This is a genomic window from Frankia sp. KB5 (assembly GCF_002099325.1).
GTDB lineage: Bacteria > Actinomycetota > Actinomycetes > Frankiales > Frankiaceae > Frankia > Frankia casuarinae.
Window position 1 is genome coordinate 1 of the sequence record NZ_MRUJ01000239.1, and the last position, 16,216, is coordinate 16,216.

Genomic DNA, 16,216 nt, shown 5'->3' on the forward strand with positions numbered 1-16,216 from the left:
GCGCGGTCAGCTTCGTCGACGACGCGAACGGCTTCATGGTCTACGGCAACGGCGGCCACCGGTTCGCCGCTGAATACGAGGAGCTGCGCCGGGCGACTTTCCTGATGGTGTCGTTCGGCAAGTCCATCGGCTTGGGCGGTGGCGCCCTCGCGGGACCGGCCGACGCTCTTGATGCGTTCCGCTTCCTGTCGGGCACGTCGGTGTTCACCACCAACATTCAGCCGCCGACCGCCGGCGCCATCGTCCATGTGCTGCGCCGGATGAGACAAGACCCGTCCGTGATGGAACGCTACCTCGACCGAGTCGACCGGCTGCGGGAGCGACTGCTCGGGATCGGCTGCACCATCAACGCCACGCCGACCTACGTCACATCGATCTCGGTGGGCTCGAACCACACCGCCGTACGCGTCCGGCAGGACTTCCTCGATCGCGGGTATCTGGTACCGATGTTCGGCTACCCGGCGGTGAACAAGAACCAGACCGTGATCCGGCTGATGGTGAACAACCGGCTGTCCGACGAACACCTGGACGGCTTCCTCGACACGCTCGCCGAGCTCAAGCAGAAGTACGAGTTCTGAACCAGCGCTGCTCGGTCGTCCGCGGGCCGGCCACGGCGGCGGCACGATGATCTCTCAGATCATGCCCAGCCATCTCACCAGCCCGGTCACCCAGGCCGCTGCCGACGAGGCGACCGCCGCCGCCAGTGGAACGATCCCGCTTTTGTGGACAGCGAAGACGGGGTCACTCGGTCAGTAGGAGCAGAAGCGTAACCGATCAGTCAGATGGGGACGTGACGGGACGCGGGCGCAGCGCCGTGGGAATAGTGGGCTCCGCGTCGACGACGCGGATGAGCAGGCGCAGCAGCTGCTGCTGCTCATCCGGCGAGAGCACCTGCAGCGACGCCGGGGGAACGGACAGCATCTCCTGGGCCTGGGCCAGAACGCGTCGGCCCTCCTCGGTCATCGCGACCGTCTTGGCCCGCCGGTCGGTCGGGTGCGGCTCGCGCCGGGCGACGCCGCGGCGCTCGAGCAGGTCGACGACGCTGGTCAGGTAGCTCGGGTCGTGGCGGAACATCTCGACGAGCTCGCGCATCGGGCGCGGGCCCCCCGACAGCACCAGAAGGATCTTCAAAGCGGCCGGCGTGAGATCAAACGCCTGGCAGACGGTGTGCATCCGGCTGGGCGCCTCGCCGCTGAAGGTCAGCGCCAGCATGGCGCGCCACGCCTCGCGAGCTGTCGCCTCGCGAGTGCCCGCCTCGCGAGTGCCCGCGTCCCGGGCGGTCGCATCTCGGGCAGTCGCCTCCCCGGCGGCCTCCCGAGCGGCTTCGATCATGCGTCGATCGTATCGGCAAGCCGCCGCGAACGTCTCGTTGTCACGACGATATATTTGACACAACTCAACGAGCGTCGGATGCTGGGCGGCGACCAGCTTTGTCCCGTCCGGTCGCCGCAGGTCCGAACGCGACCGACCGCCCCCGGCGTCTGCCGCCTTTGCCACGGAGATCAACGTGCCTGACCAACCCAACGCGGCCTCGCCGCCCGCCACCRCCGCGCCCGGGCCCGCCTCGGCCGCCAAGCTGGACCCGGCGCTGATCCGACTGTCCGCCACAGTGATGCTCGGCGCGATCATGGTGATCCTCGACACGACGATCGTCTCGGTCGCCATCCACGCGCTCGGTAACGAGTTCCACACGTCGCTGTCCACGATCTCCTGGGTCACCACCGGTTATCTGCTGGCGCTGGCCGTCGTGATCCCGCTGGCCGGCTGGTCGGTCGAGCGGTTCGGCGCGACGCGGATGTGGAACATCTCGCTGGCGCTGTTCGTCGCCGGCAGTGCCCTGTGCGGCCTCGCCTGGTCGGCAGGGACGCTGATCGCCTTCCGGGTCCTGCAGGGCCTCGGCGGCGGCATGATCATGCCGATCTGYATGACCCTGCTCGCCCAGGCCGCGGGCCCGCAGCGGATCGGCCGGGTCATGAGCATCATCGGCGTCCCGATGCTCATCGCGCCGGTGCTCGGCCCGGTCATCGGCGGACTGATCGTCGACCACCTCAGCTGGCGCTGGATCTTCTACGTGAACGTGCCGATCGGCGTGCTCGCCCTGTTCCTGTCCTGGCGGGTGCTGCCACGCGATGACCGCGGCTCGGCGCACCACCGGCTCGACCTGCCCGGCCTGGCGCTGATCTCGCCGGGGCTGGCGGCGCTCGTCTACGGCCTGTCCGAGGCGGGCAACGGCGGCGGCTTCGGGGCTGCGAAGGTGCAGGTCAGCATCGCCGTCGGCGTAGTGCTGCTGGCCGGCTTCGTCGTGCACGCCCTGCGCCGCGACGGCGCCCTGCTCGACATGCGGCTGTTCGGCGACCGGGTGTTCARCATCGCGAGCGTCACGACCTTCGTGATCGGCGCCATGCTGTTCGGTGCGATGTTCCTGCTTCCGCTCTACTACCAGGTCGCGCGCGGGCAGAGCGCCAGTGACGCCGGCCTGCTCATGGCGCCACAGGGACTGGGCGCAATGATCTCCATGGCGATCGCGGGACGGGTCTCCGACCGCCGCGGCGCCCGGTCGGTCGTCCCGCTCGGCATGGTCCTCGCCCTGCTCGGCACGCTGCTGTTCACCCAGGTCGACGCGCACACCAATGAGGTGCTGCTGGCGTTCTCGCTGTTCGTRCGCGGTCTGGGCTTCGGGGCGACGATGATGCCCGCGATGGGCGCCGCCTATGCGACGCTCGGGCAGGCGGCGGTGCCGCGCGCGACCACGACGCTGAACATCCTGCAGCGGGTCGGCGGGTCGCTGGCCACCGCGCTGGTCGCCGTCGAACTGCAGCACGCCATCGCCAGCCGGCTGCCGGGCGTCGGTGGCGAGGGTGCGCTCGCCGAGTCGGCGGGGGTGAAGCTTCCCGGCCCTGTCGCCGACAAGGTCGCCGAGGCGTTCGGCGTGACGTTCTGGTGGGTCGTCGCCCTGACCGCCGTCGGCTTCGTCGCCAGCCTCTTCCTCCCCGGCCGCCCCGCTGCCACCGTGGCGCACGGCCCCGCGAACGCCCAGCCGGCGGCCCCGCAGCGCGAACCGGTAGCGGTGGTGGAGTAGCCCGCCGGAAACGCCGGTCGTCGACCACGTGAATCTACAAGGATTCCGGCCGGGTCCCACACGACGGATGTCGTGCACGCCCCGGCCGAGTCAGCGCGCGAGCCACTCTCGATAGGTGGTCCTGGCGATGGCGGCGCCGTCCTTGGCGATGAGGGCGTCGCCCGAGGCGGCGGCGAACATGCCGGCGCTGTTGTCGGTGACGGCGGTGCGATGGTCACCGTGGGCGGCAAGGGTGATCTTGCCCAGTTCGTCGAGCGCGAAGACCTCGGGGCCGGCAACGTTGCGCTGGCGGTAGGTCACGGCCCRCTCGGTGAACAGCGAGGCCCAGCACCGGCTGACGTGCTGGAGGATCGCCGCCGGCCCCACGACGTTCAGGTACGTGTCCTGTTGGCCGGCGAAGGAGGCCGACGGCAGGTCCTCTGCCGTCGCACTGGACCGGACGGCATACGCGGCTTGCCCGCCGAGCTGGGCGAGCGCGCGGATGATCGCCGCCGCGAGATCGCCCGGGATGGCGATCCCTTCGATGGCTGGTTGCACGCCGGACAGCGGGGGGCTGGCCGGTGACGGTCCCGCCCCCAGGCGCTCCGCCACCACGCCAGCCGCCCCGAACGACCCCTACAGACAATCATGAACTTCAGTTGCTAACCAGCAACTTTGCCGGAGCCCTGGTTACCGAACCTGTCCGAGTCTAGGCTACGCCCGGTCCCTGCCCGCCGGGGACGTCCGACCGGTCCTCGACCAGGACCAGCCGGCCTCGTGCCCGCTTGTCGTCAGTCGCGCCACACGGAAGCGGACGCCCCTCCAACGGACCGGTGAGGCGTCCGCCAAGCCGCCCCGCGGCGTGCCGGATCCGCCCGACCAGGCCGGCGGGGATGCGCTGGGCCACTACCAAGGCGGTGAGCGCGGCCACCACAACCCCGTCACGGCTACGCACCGGCACCGACACGCAGCAGATCCCATCCACAAGATCCTGCTGGTCGAACGCCGCCTCCTCGCGCCGGATGACAGCACGGGCCCGCTTCCACTCCCGCTCGGACATCGAGGGCGGCGGCACCAGCTCCGGCTGGCAGGCAAGCAGCATCTGGCCGGCGGCGGTGTCGAGCCGTAGCGAACTCGTGCTGCCCCGCAGGTCGATCCCACGGTCCCCAGCGGCGCTGGTGGCCAGCACCAGCCGCCTCTCCCGCAGGACGACCAAGGCGATCGCCGTACGGGTGGCCGCGCTGAGCGAGGCGACCGGGTCTCGGGCGATCCGTGCCAGCCGGTGCAGGGAACGGTCCGGGGCTGCCAGCCGGCGCAGGCCGGAGCCGATCCGGTAGCCGCCGCTGTCCCGATCGACTACCCCGAGCGCGCACATCTGCTCGACCAGCCGATGTACCGTCGTCTTGGGCAGCCCGGCGGTCCTGGCGAGTTCCGACAGGCCGACGGAGTCGAACCAGGACAGAGCGTCGAGAATGTCGAAGGCGCCTTCGAGTACCCCGCGTCCCCGGGGCGCCGCCGGCCCGCGAGCGGCAGCGGCGCGCGGTGCCGCACTATGCTCGGCGGGCTCGGCGGAACCTGCCGCCTGTGGTGAACCAGCCGAGTTGGTCCGGTCCTGGGCCCGGTCATGGGCCCCCTCGGCCGTGCACTCGTCAGGTCCACGCGAGCGCGTTCGCGCCACCAGTCCGCCGGATCCGGACATCCGGTCACCCCCGATGACGTAGCTGCCTGAGTGAGGAAAACCTCGCCTTCCGTCGGATTTTATCCAGACTTGATCGGCTGGTCTCACGACTTCATGCGGCTCCCCGATGTCGTGAAGCCGACGTCCGGCGGGAGTGCCCGAGCAGTTTCGCGTTCGATCATCAAGCAAAGTCGACGGATACCCGGAGGACATCAATCGAAGCACAGGTGTTTGTATGGGCGCGGACACGGCAATGGGCGCGGACACGGCAATGGGCGCGGACACGCGGCCCGGCAGCGGCCTGCGGTGGCTAACGGCGGGTGGCTGTGGGCAGGGTCCAGCCCTGGCGGCACTTCGACCCGCCGATGCCGCCGTTGTCACAGCCCTCAATGAGGAACTGGTAGCCGCCGTTGGTCTCACTCACGACGCGGAACTGCCCGGATGTCCCTCCGGTCACGTCCCGCTGCCAGGTGTTGCCGTACGCGGTCCAGCGGACGATGAACTTGTCGTAGTGGTACGGGTCGGTGGGCCCCCAACTCACGTGGGCGTAACCGTTCGCCTCCCACGCAGTGATCACCATCCGCTTCCCCTGTCGGGGAGACCAGGTGATTTCCCCACCCTGAAACCTCTGCCGCCGGCCAGCCCATTCACCGTTGGTGAAGTAGACGTCGCGCTCGCCGCTGGTCGGACAGGCCAGGTAACTGCGGGGGCCGCCGAGCTGGTTCCAGCGTGCGCCGATGAGTCCGTAGGGTGCCAGCTTCGGGTTGCAGGCGGGGGCCGCGGACGCGGCGGTGGTTCCGAGCCCGGCCACGGTGATCGCCGCTGCCGCCGTCGCGAGCAGCATGACGAGGATCCGTCTGACGAGGGACATGTCTTCCTCCTGTGATAGCGGGAATGTTGGACTGTGGTGATGGGAATGTTCGGGGCCCGGCCATTGGGGAATGCGACGTTGCGGTGTTCGCGACGTTGCGGTGTTCGCGGTGTTCGCGGTGTTCGCGCGAGAGCCCGTCGCCCAAAAGTACGCTCGCGATCTGCGTCGCGTAAGGCGTCGGTCCACTGGGTGGACCGCCTTCCTGCGCGACGCGGACCGCAGGTACCAGGCGGGGATTCACCTCCGCCGGCTTCGGGCTGAGGCTTTCCCGGAGGCCTGCGCTACCTCGACGAGTGGCGCACGGAGCTCGGGGAGATCCACCGGGATGCCGAACGCGATGCCCCGGCCGCTCATACTGGTGGCCAGGGCGGCCTTCGCTGTGGCGGCGGCCTCGGCCGAGAAGGTGATTCCACCAATGGTGGACCCGCCTGGGCAGGACGTTCTGCGCCCGCTCCGGGTGCCGGAGTGCCTCTGGATGTAGGACGTCAGACCGGGCCGCGGCGGCCGATGCGCGGATAACGTGACTAGTGCCGGCAGGTTCCTCGGCCGGTGCGCCGAGCCGCGCGGCGTGGGGCCGTCTATTCGGCGGACCCGTCCGCGCCGACGGTAATGACACATTCACTGTTGGCTGCCCGGCGGCGGTCGTGACACCCGACGCCGGGGCCGCGCGCACCACCGCTGGCAGCGGCAACACCATCGGGAGCGGAATGTGACACTTGTGCACGATAGGCCGGCCGGGCACACGGACCCGCCGGCGGGCGAGCTCCCGCCCAGGGTTGTGAAAACCCTGGCGCAGTACCTGCGGACGACGTCGCACAAGGACATCGCGCTGCTGTACTTCATGACCTCGCTGGTATTCTTCGCGTTCGCTGGAATCCTGGCGATGCTCATCCGGGCCGAGCTCGCCCGACCGGGCCTGCAGTACCTGTCGAACGAGCAGTACAATCAGGTGTTCACGATGCACGGCACGCTGATGCTGCTGATGTTCGCGACGCCGATCGCGTTCGCGTTCGCGAACTACCTGATCCCGCTGCAGATCGGCTCGCCTGACGTGGCCTTTCCACGGCTGAACGCGTTGTCGTTCTGGCTGTTCCTGTTCGGCAGCCTGACGGTCACCGCGGGCTTCCTTACGCCGAACGGCGCCGCCTCCTTCGGCTGGTTCGCCTATACGCCGCTGTCGAACGCTGCCTACTCGCCGGGCATCGGCAGTGACCTGTGGGTGCTGGGTCTGACCGTCTCCGGTCTGGGTACCATCCTGGGCGCGGTCAACTTCATCACGACAATCCTTTGCCTGCGGGCGCCCGGCATGACGATGTTCCGGCTGCCGATCTTCTGCTGGAACCTGCTGGTGACCTCGATCCTGGTTCTGGTCGCCTTCCCGGTGCTCGCGGCCGCGCTGCTCGCCCTGGAGTTCGACCGCCGGTTCGGCGCGCACATCTTCGACCCGGGTAACGGCGGCGCAGTCCTCTGGCAACACCTGTTCTGGTTCTTCGGGCATCCCGAGGTGTACATCATCGCCCTGCCCTTCTTCGGGATGATAACGGAGATCATCCCGGTGTTCTCCCGCAAGCCGTTGTTCGGCTACAAGGGACTGGTCTACGCGACCATCGGCATCGGGGCGTTGGCGATCGCCGTGTGGGCGCATCACATGTACGTCACCGGCGCGGCGCTGCTGCCGTTCTTCGCTTTCCTGACGTTCCTGATCGCGGTGCCAACCGGGGTCAAGTTCTTCAACTGGATTGGCACGATGTGGCGCGGACAGCTCACCTTCGAGGCGCCGATGTTGTTCGCCGTCGGCTTCCTGGTGACGTTCCTGTTCGGTGGTCTGACCGGTGTCCTGCTGGCCAGCCCGCCGATCGACTTCCACGTCTCGGACAGCTACTTCGTCGTCGGCCACTTCCACTACGTCGTCGCCGGCCTGTTGTTCGCCGGCTTCGGCGGGGTGTACTTCTGGTTCCCGAAGGTCACCGGCCGGATGTTGAACGAGCGGCTCGCGAAGGTGCACTTCTGGACGATGTTCTTCGGCTTCCACCTGACCTTCCTGGTGGATCACTGGCTCGGCGTCAAGGGCATGCCGCGCCGATACGCCGACTACGGCCCGGACGACGGCTTCACCACGCTGAACACCATCGCCACCGCTGGYAGCTCCCTGCTTGCGCTGTCGACCCTGCCGCTGCTGTACAACCTGTGGTGGTCGTACCGGAAGGGTCGGATCGTGACGGTGGACGACCCGTGGGGCTWCGGCAACTCGCTGGAATGGGCGACGTCCTGCCCACCGCCGCGGCACAACTTCACCTCGCTACCGCGGATCTGCTCCGAGCGGCCCGCCTTCGACCTGCACTACCCGCAGGCGGCCGGCGCGGTCGACTACCACGCCACCCCCGAGCTCACCCCGACCCACGACACCCCGGAGCTGAATACCTGAGAACGCGGCTCACGTGGGCGGGTGAACCGCCCCGGGCTCTCAAGAGCCCGGGGCGGTTCAGCCCTGACAGGCCCCGGCCCTCATGGGTTGGTCCGGTTCACGGCGCTGCTGGCCGATGCGGCCCGCCGTGAGGTGCGCCCACCGAGGTCGAGACCGCGCGGGGCTACGACGACCGACGGTTGTAATCTCGGCTAGCTCGTGTTGATTCCATGAGGGTCACCAACCCGCCTGACTCGCATGTACTGGAAGGTGACTGGGTGATGCGCCGCCCTGTACAGCCGGTATCGCTCATAGACGCGGTGGTCGAAAATCTTCGCACCGAGCTGTTCAGCGGCACTATCGGCAGCAACCAGGCGCTGACCGAAGTAGGCGTCGCCACCCAGTACGATGTCGCTCGCCCGACCGCGAAGGCGGCAATCGAGAAGCTGGTCGCGGCCGGTCTCCTTGTCCGCGGCAGTCACAAGGTCGCCCGGGTCCCCGAGCTCGGCCCGGACGACGTTCGCGACATCTACAACACGCGCTACTGCCTCGAGCGCGAGCCACTCCGGCTGCTCGCCGCGGCCCGCCGCGTTCCCGCGCAGGCCCAGATGGCCAATGACGAGATCAAGTCGGTGATCAATGGCCCTCAGATCGCGATCGTCGAGCCCGACATGCGGTTTCACATCAGCCTCGTCGACTCGATGTCCAGCCCCCGCATCAGCGGCATGTACCACAAACTCGCCGGTGAAGTCCGGCTGTGCATGTCGCAGGTGCAGGGTCGGGCGCTGCTGAGCGCGGAATCAATCTACGGCGAGCACGCTCGCCTGCTTGAGCTGATCGTGACCGGCGATCAGGACGCGGCAACGATCTTACTCCACAAACACCTCTCCCGCGCGCGAGAGAGACTCGCGGGCGCTTTCGGCGCCGAACCGGGCCCGGAGGCGGACTTCGCGTACGAAGCCGCGACGGCGCGCGGGTGACACGTTCGCTCGGGTCGCGCATCCATCAAGGTCACGGGAAGTCGTCGATCGGCGTTCTCCGACACGTCACGTTCTCAGCCGGCACCGCCTGGATGGGCAGAATCACGGATCGGGCGAGTCGCGTACTCCAGCGCCTCGACAATGTGGACGTATTCGCGCCCCGTTGCGCGTGACATTCCGATCTCGCAGGTCCGGTTGGCCGACGCATGCACCTCGAAGGCGCGGGAGTTGACCTCACGTGCCTCGTTCAGCGTCGCCGCCGCAGTCAGCTCGGGATGCAGAAGTCCGCGATCACCGGCGAACGCGCAGCAATTCCAGTCCAGCGGCACGACCACCTCGTCGCTGACCAGCTCGGCGAGTTCCCTGAGTAAAGTCGTGGTGCCCCGCCGCTCGGTCGAGCACGTAGGGTGCAGTACCAGGGACGCCACCCGGCGGGTCACCGAGAGGCGGCCCACGACTTCGGCGCGCACGAATTCGAGCGCGTCCACGAAACGAAGTGCCTCGTAGGCGCCGCCAAGCCGCTTTGCCTCGGCGCGAAGCTCCTCCAGACCTTCTGTACATGACGCCGCGTCGCACACGACCGGCAGGCGGCCGCCGTCAGTCGCCGCGAGCAGCGCCGGCAGGACCTTGGCCCCGATGACCTCGTGGCCACCCCTGAGACCCTTCGACTTCCACGGCATACCGCAACACATCGACGCGATACCCCTGGGTACCCGTACCGCTACCCCGGCACGCGCGCACAGCGTCAGCATCGCGGGCATGACCCCGCCGCTGGATGACGACGAGCCGAACATGGCCCCGACGCACGCCGGGAAGTACACGGCGCACGCCTCTGCGGCAGCCGCGACCGCCCGGCGCCGGTACCCACCGCGGGGCAGCGAGGCGTCATACTGAGGCATCCTGTCGGTGCCCAACGTTCTGCGGGCCAGGGAGGCCGCGGCTGTCGGCAACGTCGGCGGCAGTGCGGCGGCGGCAGAAAGCGCCTTCCCAGCCAGTGTGGTGGTCGCCCCCCAGTGGCGGGCCGCCGAGCGCCACAGCGCGTCCTCGGCCTTGTTCACCCTCTCGGCGCGCAGCTCTCGCACGAGTGATCCGGTGTTGATCTGCACAGGGCAAGCGGTCTGGCACATACCGTCGACCGCGCAGGTGTCTACCACGTCATAGCGGTAGGCCGCGGACAGCTCATCGGCGAGCCCCTCGTCTCCCTCCCGCCGCGCGGCCTCACGCTCCCGCAGCAGGGCGATCCGCTGCCGAGGAGTCAGGGTCAGCGTCCGGCTCGGGCAGACCGGTTCGCAGTACCCGCACTCCACGCACATGTCCGCGYCGTAGCCGACCGTCGGCACATCCTTGAGATTGCGCAGATAGGAGCGAGGATCGTCGGACAGCACGACCCCCGGGTTGAGGATTCCCAGCGGGTCGAACAGCCGCTTCACCTCCGTCATGACGTCATACAGTTCATCGCCGTACTGGCGACGGACATACCCCGCCATGATCCGGCCGGTGCCATGCTCCGCCTTGAGCGTCCCCTTGTGCTCGAGCACCAGCTCAACCATTTTCTCGGTGAATGCGTGGTAGCGTTCCAACCGCGCGGGATCCCGGAAGGTCTCGGTGAGCATAAAATGGATATTGCCGTCCTTGGCATGGCCGAAGATGACACTGTTCTGATAGCCGTGCGCGTCGAACAGCTTCGTGAGTTCCTGGCACGCTGCCCGCAGGTGCGGCACCGGAACCGCCACATCCTCCAGCAACGCCGTGGTCCCCGCCTGGCGCGCTCCCGCGACGGCCGTATAGAGACCCTTGCGCACATGCCACAGGTCCTTTCGGCGCCACGGGTCCGAGGTCAACTCCAGGGGCGACTCGATCTCGAGCCCATCGCACACGCCGCCGGCCCCGGACACCTTGTCGGCAAGCTCCTCGGTGGTCGCTGCCTGCAGCTCCACCAGGAGCGCAACATGGTCACGCACCTCCAGCGAGCCGATCTCAGCCGGTGTCGCGCCGAGGGTCTGCGCAACGGCAAGGGACCGAGCGTCCATCAGTTCGATCGTCGCGAACCCCACGTCGACCAGCTCGGGCAACGCGGCGGTCGCGGTGGCGAGGTCACGAAACACCGCCAAGCCGGTCGAGGCGTGGGGAAAGAGCTCCACCGTCCGGAACGTGGCCGAGGCGACGAACCCGAGCGTGCCTTCGCTACCGACCATCAGATGGGCCAGGATCTCGACGGGACGCTCGTAGTCGAGAAACGAGTTGAGACTGTAGCCCATCGTGTTCTTCATTGAGAACTGCCGACGCAGCGTCGCCACGGACGCCGGGTTGCGGCAGATCCGCTCGCGGAGCCGCAGCAAGCCCGCATACAGATCGGGTTCCAGCGCGCGCAGCCGTTCATCCGCGTCCGGCGCACCGGTGTCAATCACGGATCCGCTGGGTAGCACCACGGTCATCGCCTCAAGCGTCTGGTAGGCGTTCTGCCCGGTGCCGCAGGCCATTCCGCTGGAATTATTGGCAATGACTCCACCCAGGGTGCAGGCGACCTCACTCGCTGGGTCGGGGCCGAGCTTCCGCCCGTACGGACGCAGCCGCGCGTTGGCCGCACGGACGGTCACGCCAGGCTCGGCGCGCAAACGGTGACCACCGTCGAGCACCTCGGCCGACTGAAAACCGTGTCGCACGTCGACCAGGATCCCGTCGGTGACGCCCTGGCCGCTGAGGCTCGTTCCGCCCGAGCGGAACGTCAGGTACGAACCACTCCGCCGGCATCTCGCAAACAGCCCCGCCACATCGCCCACGCCGGCAACACGTTCCACCGCGGAGGGCACCAGGTGATAGTGCGACGCATCCCGCGCCATCGCGTAGCGCAGGACCGGGCTGCCTGCCACGGCCGGCCCCTGGCCAGGTCCGCCGCGGCTCCCCGCTACCTCCGCGCCGGTGGGACGCCCCTCAAGACTCATTGCCTGCCCTCCCCGGACAAGGAAAGTCTGACAAGTATACATTCGCCCACACTGCGTCGTGACACCTCGGCTGCCCTACGGCGTCCCTGCCACCCAGCGTCCCTGCCACCCAGCGCATCGAGCCCTGATCACGAACCCGCGGCAGGCCCCGAAATTTCTCAAATCGAGACTGCCCGTGGCGGCTGTGACTGCTACGACCATGGGCGAGGTGCCGAGCGTGGGGGCCACCCGTCGTCGATGGTGTGGAGACAGTCATTGGAGCTCGGTACCCCAGGCGGTCCGTCGCCCACAGCAAGAGCCATGAGCTCGGAAAGGGTCTATAATGATCTTTATCACCGCCAAGTTCCGGATCAAGCCGGAGTATGCCGACCAGTGGCCGGAGATCTCACGGGCGTTCACCGAGGCGACCCGCGCTGAGCCGGGCTGCAAATGGTTCGACTGGTCCCGCAACATTGAGAGCCCGACCGAGTACGTACTGGTCGAGGCATTCCAGGATGGCGACGCCGGAGCCGCGCACGTCCAGTCCGACCACTTCAGGGCCGCCCGGCAGACACTGCCGAAGTACCTCGCCGAGACGCCGCGCATCGTGAACACGGTTCTGGAGCAGGACGACTGGTCGGAGCTCGGCGAACTCGCTGTGTCCGACTGATCGGTCGGGCCGCCGGCGACGACAGGCGGAGCCCCGGTCGGAAACCTCCGTGACATCCAACCAGACGCCGCTATTCCCGTGGTCCGGCGTATCGGCATGAGGAAGAGACCGGGTCAGCCGCCGACGTGGACACGCCGGCAGTTGATCGACGGAATTCGGTGGCGGACGCGGACCGGGGCACCGTAGCGGGACGTTCCCGCCCAGTACGGGCACTGGCGCATGGTGTACGGGCTGCCCTGTTCCAGGACTGGCATCCGGACGGGATCGCTCCAGCCCAGCGACAGTCACCCAACGTCATACTCGGATGCATCTTCGCATCATGGCCTCCAGGGTGCTCTACTCGACCCCACCCTGGGGGCCGTGGTTGCGGTCGTAGGCCGCGCGGGCCACGGCGATGTCGTCGCGGTGCCGTTCGGCCCACGATGTGAGTGTCCGCAGCGTGGCATACAGCTCCCGGGCCATATCGGTGGCCTGGTACTCGACCTTCGGCGGCACCGTGGGGTAGACGACCCGCGTCAGCAGCCCATCACGTTCCAGGTTACGCAGTGTGAGGGTGAGCATCCGCCGGCTGATGCCGCTGATCGACCGCTGCAGCTCGGTGAACCGGACCGGTCCGTCGCTGATCCGCAGCAGGATGCCGATGGCCCACTTGCCACTGATCCGGTTCAGCACCTCCAAGACGGTGCAGGCCTCGGCCTCGTGGCCGGGGGAGTCGATCACATCGCTGTTCCCCTGAAACATGAAAGTGCCTCCTTCCGGCCACTCCCACAGTCACACATGATGGCTTCCGTAACAAGGCATGCCCCATGCGGCGGCTGGAACCGCCGCACCTGGCTGGCGGCCGCGACCGGCCCGCCGCCGCGGYCCGTCCGGCCTCCTCGACGTCAAGGAAGACTGTTGACCGACTCAACTCCCCCGGCCCCGCCCCCGGCGCTCCCGTCCCGCTGGCTCGCCCTCGGGGTGCTCTGCACCAGCAACCTGATGGCCATCCTGGACAGCTCGATCGTTACGGTCGCGCTGCCGACCATCCAGCAGGACCTCGGCTTCTCCCAGGCGAACCTGGCCTGGGTTGTGAACGGATACCTGATCGCCTTTGCTGGCCTGCTGCTGCTGTCCGGGCGGCTGGGTGACCTGCTGGGCGGCCGGCCCGTCTTCATCGGGGGGCTCGGCCTGTTCACGGCAGCCTCGCTGGCCTGCGGCCTGGCCAACACCGGCGGCCTCCTGATCACGTTCCGCTTCCTGCAGGGCGCCGGGGGGGCGCTGGCCTCCGCGGTGGCACTCGGCATGATAGTCACGATCTTCCCTGACAGCCGGGAGCGGGCCAAGGCACTGGCCTGCTACGCCTTCGTCGCCGCGGCCGGCTCATCGATCGGGCTCATCCTCGGCGGCGTGCTGACCAAGAGTCTCAGCTGGCCGTGGGTCTTCTACGTCAACGTGCCGCTGGGTGTCCTCGCGGTGGTGCTCGCCCTGTGGGTGCTGCCCCCGATCGCCGGGCTCGGGCTGCGCGAGAGCGCGGACGTTCTCGGCGCCGGGCTGGTGACCGCCGGGCTGATGCTCGGCGTCTACACCGTCGTCCGGGGCGGGGCGGACGGCTGGAGCGACGGCGGGACGCTGGGGTCGCTCGCCGCCTCGCTGCTCCTGCTCGCCGCCTTCGTGGGCCGCCAGGCCAGAGCGGCCAAGCCACTGCTGCCGCTGCGCATCTTCCGCTCCCGCGCGGTCGGGGGAGCGAACATCATCCTGACCCTGATGGTGGCCGGCCTGTTCGGCTACCAGTTCTGCACCGCCCTGTACCTGCAGGACGTGCTCGGCTACAACGCGCTGCGCACCGGGCTGGCGTTCCTGCCGGCCCCGCTAACCATCGCGGCCGTCTCGCTGGGCCTCGCGTCGCCGCTGAACACCCGGTTCGGCCCCAGGCCGGTGATCGTCGTCGGGCTGCTGCTGGTCGCCGCGGCGCTCCTACTGTTGGCCCGGCTACCGGCTGACGGCAGCTACGCGAGCGACATCGCCCCGGTGTTCGTCCTGCTGGGTATCGGTTTCGGCGCGGCGATGCCCGCACTGATCGGCCAGGCGATGGCGGTCTCCGACCCCGCCGAGGCCGGCGTCGCATCCGGGGTGGCCAACACCACCCAGCAGATCGGCGCCGCGCTCGGCACCGCGATCCTGGCCACCCTTGCCGCCTCCCGCACCGACTCGCTGCTCGACCACGGCAGGAGCACCACCACCGCCCTCACCGGCGGGTTCCACCTCGCCTACGCGGTGAGCGCGGCCCTGGTCGCCGCGGCCGTCCTCGTCGCCCTGTTCGTCCTGCGCCCGCCCGGCCAGTCGCGGGCCGCCGACAGCGCACGGACCGCCGACACCCACCCAGCCGAGACCGACGACCCGACGCAGCCGGCGGGGGTGCCGGCCGCGGGACAGTAACCGCCGGGGCCAGCCGTCGGGGACGGGGTAGAAGGAAATCCTTCGCGACCACCGCGTCCTCGGCGGCAGCGACAAGCCAGCCGGTCACATACCGGGAGTAGATATCGATGATGACGTACAGCCGGTACCAGACGCCTTTCTCGGGTCCTTTCAACGCGGTGATATCCCGCGACCAGACCTGTGACGGTCCGGTCGCGGACAGCTCGGGGCGGACCCGCGGCGGGTGGGTCGCCTGCGCACGGCGTTCCCTGGTCTGCCCCGCCGCCCGGACGATCCGGTACTCGGAGTCCGCTCTCTCGGAGACCTGCCGCAAGAGAGAGCGCGTGCTTTTCCCATAAAAGCCAGCGCGGTTTCTGCCGTCGCAAGTTTCGCTTTCAACCGTTCGTTCTCGCGGCGCAGACGCTCCAACTCGATCTGTTCCGCCGACTTCCCCGGATTCTTCCCCGGAGCGCGGGCCGGGACGCCTGCTCTTCCCAGCGCCCCCGCGTCACGTGCCCGGGTCCGCTCCACCACATGCGAGGAGAACAAACCCTCCCGGCGCAGGATCGCACCCTTCTCGCCGTGCGGGGCGTTCTCGTACTCCGCGACGATCCGCAGCTTGTACGCCGTGCTGAACACCCGCCGCGACGGACGCGGCGCCGGGTCCCGCGCCTGCGGTGACCCGGCCGGAGCCTCCTGCGACTCAGGCTCCATGAACATCATGGATCTCCGATCACGCCCTCCGTAGCCAGCTCACACCCACGAGGGTGTCTCACTCAACCCCGACAGAGAGGGCAAGGACGGTCCCTACCGCGACCGCCCGGACTGCTTGCCAACAAATTTCCGCACCTTCAGCCAAAGGGCTTGAGAGTTCATGAAGGCTGGGTGTAGGCTCCCCATTGTGGAGCAAGAGGGAAATTTGGACCGCAGACCTCCGCTAGTGCCACTTAATTAACAGATCTTGATTTTGCCTATCGTTCACTTCATCCACCTTCGTCGATCCTGGTCTTGGCGTCGATCGAGTCGCAGATGATCGAAAACTGGTCGACCATAGCGAGACGCGTGCCGGTCATTTCTGTTTACGGAAGGTTGATCCTGAAATCGATATCAACTACGCGCGCACGCGGAACTGGGGCGATCGGTGTCGCGGCGGCCGACTGGGGTCGCGGGAGCCAACAAGTGATCAAGAGCAGCCAGGGCGGCGTGGCCGCCACCCTTTCGTATGAGAATTTGAGTC

Annotated in this window: 12 protein-coding genes and 2 pseudogenes; 7 read left to right on the plus strand and 7 right to left on the minus strand. The window is 68.3% G+C overall.

The features are described 5' to 3' along the window. On the plus strand, positions 1–578 hold a 578-nt coding region (locus tag KBI5_RS20360), incomplete at its 5' end, for an aminotransferase class I/II-fold pyridoxal phosphate-dependent enzyme (protein ID WP_116289972.1). A 196-nt stretch (positions 579–774) separates the two neighbouring features. On the opposite strand, the gene KBI5_RS20365 is transcribed toward KBI5_RS20360, so the two are convergent. Beyond that, complete coding sequence (locus tag KBI5_RS20365; RefSeq protein ID WP_035732334.1) at positions 775–1,332, minus strand: MarR family transcriptional regulator; 558 nt, start codon at positions 1,330–1,332, stop codon at positions 775–777. 175 nt (positions 1,333–1,507) lie between these two features. Here KBI5_RS20365 and KBI5_RS20370 point away from each other — a divergent pair, with 175 nt between their 5' ends. Next, entirely contained in the window at positions 1,508–3,079 is a 1,572-nt protein-coding gene (locus KBI5_RS20370) for a DHA2 family efflux MFS transporter permease subunit (protein WP_085016151.1), read from the plus strand. A 279-nt stretch (positions 3,080–3,358) separates the two neighbouring features. On the opposite strand, the pseudogene KBI5_RS28850 reads toward KBI5_RS20370, so the two are convergent. The 3 genes and pseudogenes from KBI5_RS28850 to KBI5_RS20385 form a co-directional block, all read right to left on the minus strand. Continuing rightward, positions 3,359–3,604: pseudogene (locus KBI5_RS28850) on the minus strand (PEP/pyruvate-binding domain-containing protein); the annotation flags it as partial. Positions 3,605–3,767: 163 nt separating this feature from the next. Then, positions 3,768–4,736 carry a helix-turn-helix domain-containing protein gene (locus tag KBI5_RS20380; RefSeq protein ID WP_160172397.1) on the minus strand — a complete coding sequence of 323 codons (969 nt, stop codon included), beginning with the start codon at positions 4,734–4,736 and terminating at the stop codon, positions 3,768–3,770. A gap of 310 nt (positions 4,737–5,046) precedes the next feature. After that, positions 5,047–5,607 (minus strand): hypothetical protein, encoded by a 561-nt coding sequence (locus KBI5_RS20385; protein WP_011436442.1) that lies wholly within the window; start codon positions 5,605–5,607, stop codon positions 5,047–5,049. Between the two features lie 709 nt (positions 5,608–6,316). Between KBI5_RS20385 and ctaD the strand changes: the two genes are divergently transcribed. Both ctaD and KBI5_RS20400 read left to right on the plus strand, forming a co-directional pair. Continuing rightward, positions 6,317–8,032 (plus strand): cytochrome c oxidase subunit I, encoded by a 1,716-nt coding sequence (gene ctaD, locus KBI5_RS20395; protein ID WP_085016152.1) that lies wholly within the window; start codon positions 6,317–6,319, stop codon positions 8,030–8,032. A gap of 209 nt (positions 8,033–8,241) precedes the next feature. Then, the gene (locus KBI5_RS20400) at positions 8,242–8,991 is read left to right on the plus strand and encodes a GntR family transcriptional regulator (RefSeq protein ID WP_198030997.1); all 750 of its coding nucleotides are present in this window, start codon (positions 8,242–8,244) and stop codon (positions 8,989–8,991) included. Between the two features lie 74 nt (positions 8,992–9,065). Here KBI5_RS20400 and KBI5_RS20405 read toward each other — a convergent pair whose 3' ends face one another. After that, positions 9,066–11,861: an FAD-binding and (Fe-S)-binding domain-containing protein gene (locus tag KBI5_RS20405; protein ID WP_241883045.1), complete on the minus strand. Its 2,796-nt coding sequence runs from the start codon at positions 11,859–11,861 to the stop codon at positions 9,066–9,068. Between the two features lie 394 nt (positions 11,862–12,255). Between KBI5_RS20405 and KBI5_RS20410 the strand changes: the two genes are divergently transcribed. Next, positions 12,256–12,582, plus strand: a complete 327-nt coding sequence (locus KBI5_RS20410) for a putative quinol monooxygenase (protein ID WP_011436437.1) — start codon at positions 12,256–12,258, stop codon at positions 12,580–12,582. A 336-nt stretch (positions 12,583–12,918) separates the two neighbouring features. Here the strand turns inward: KBI5_RS20410 and KBI5_RS20415 are convergent, their stop codons facing one another. After that, a complete protein-coding gene (locus tag KBI5_RS20415) occupies positions 12,919–13,323 on the minus strand; it encodes a helix-turn-helix domain-containing protein (protein WP_011436436.1) in 405 nt (134 codons plus the stop codon). A gap of 156 nt (positions 13,324–13,479) precedes the next feature. Between KBI5_RS20415 and KBI5_RS20420 the strand changes: the two genes are divergently transcribed. Next, positions 13,480–15,000, plus strand: a complete 1,521-nt coding sequence (locus KBI5_RS20420; protein ID WP_083494811.1) for a DHA2 family efflux MFS transporter permease subunit — start codon at positions 13,480–13,482, stop codon at positions 14,998–15,000. A 40-nt stretch (positions 15,001–15,040) separates the two neighbouring features. Here the strand turns inward: KBI5_RS20420 and KBI5_RS28090 are convergent. Continuing rightward, positions 15,041–15,286: pseudogene (locus KBI5_RS28090) on the minus strand (DDE-type integrase/transposase/recombinase); the annotation flags it as partial. A 701-nt stretch (positions 15,287–15,987) separates the two neighbouring features. Between KBI5_RS28090 and KBI5_RS27395 the strand changes: the two are divergent. Next, the coding region (locus tag KBI5_RS27395) for a hypothetical protein (RefSeq protein ID WP_206745268.1) at positions 15,988–16,216 on the plus strand (229 nt) is incomplete at its 3' end.

Excerpts from the sequence above, each read along its gene's own strand:
- KBI5_RS20365 (WP_035732334.1), bottom strand. The coding sequence starts at position 1,332 with ATGATCGAAGCCGCTCGGGAGGCCGCCGGGGAGGCGACTGCCCGAGAT.
- KBI5_RS20385 (WP_011436442.1), bottom strand. The coding sequence starts at position 5,607 with ATGTCCCTCGTCAGACGGATCCTCGTCATGCTGCTCGCGACGGCGGCA.
- KBI5_RS20400 (WP_198030997.1), top strand. The coding sequence starts at position 8,242 with ATGAGGGTCACCAACCCGCCTGACTCGCATGTACTGGAAGGTGACTGG.
- KBI5_RS20410 (WP_011436437.1), top strand. The coding sequence starts at position 12,256 with ATGATCTTTATCACCGCCAAGTTCCGGATCAAGCCGGAGTATGCCGAC.
- KBI5_RS20415 (WP_011436436.1), bottom strand. The coding sequence starts at position 13,323 with ATGTTTCAGGGGAACAGCGATGTGATCGACTCCCCCGGCCACGAGGCC.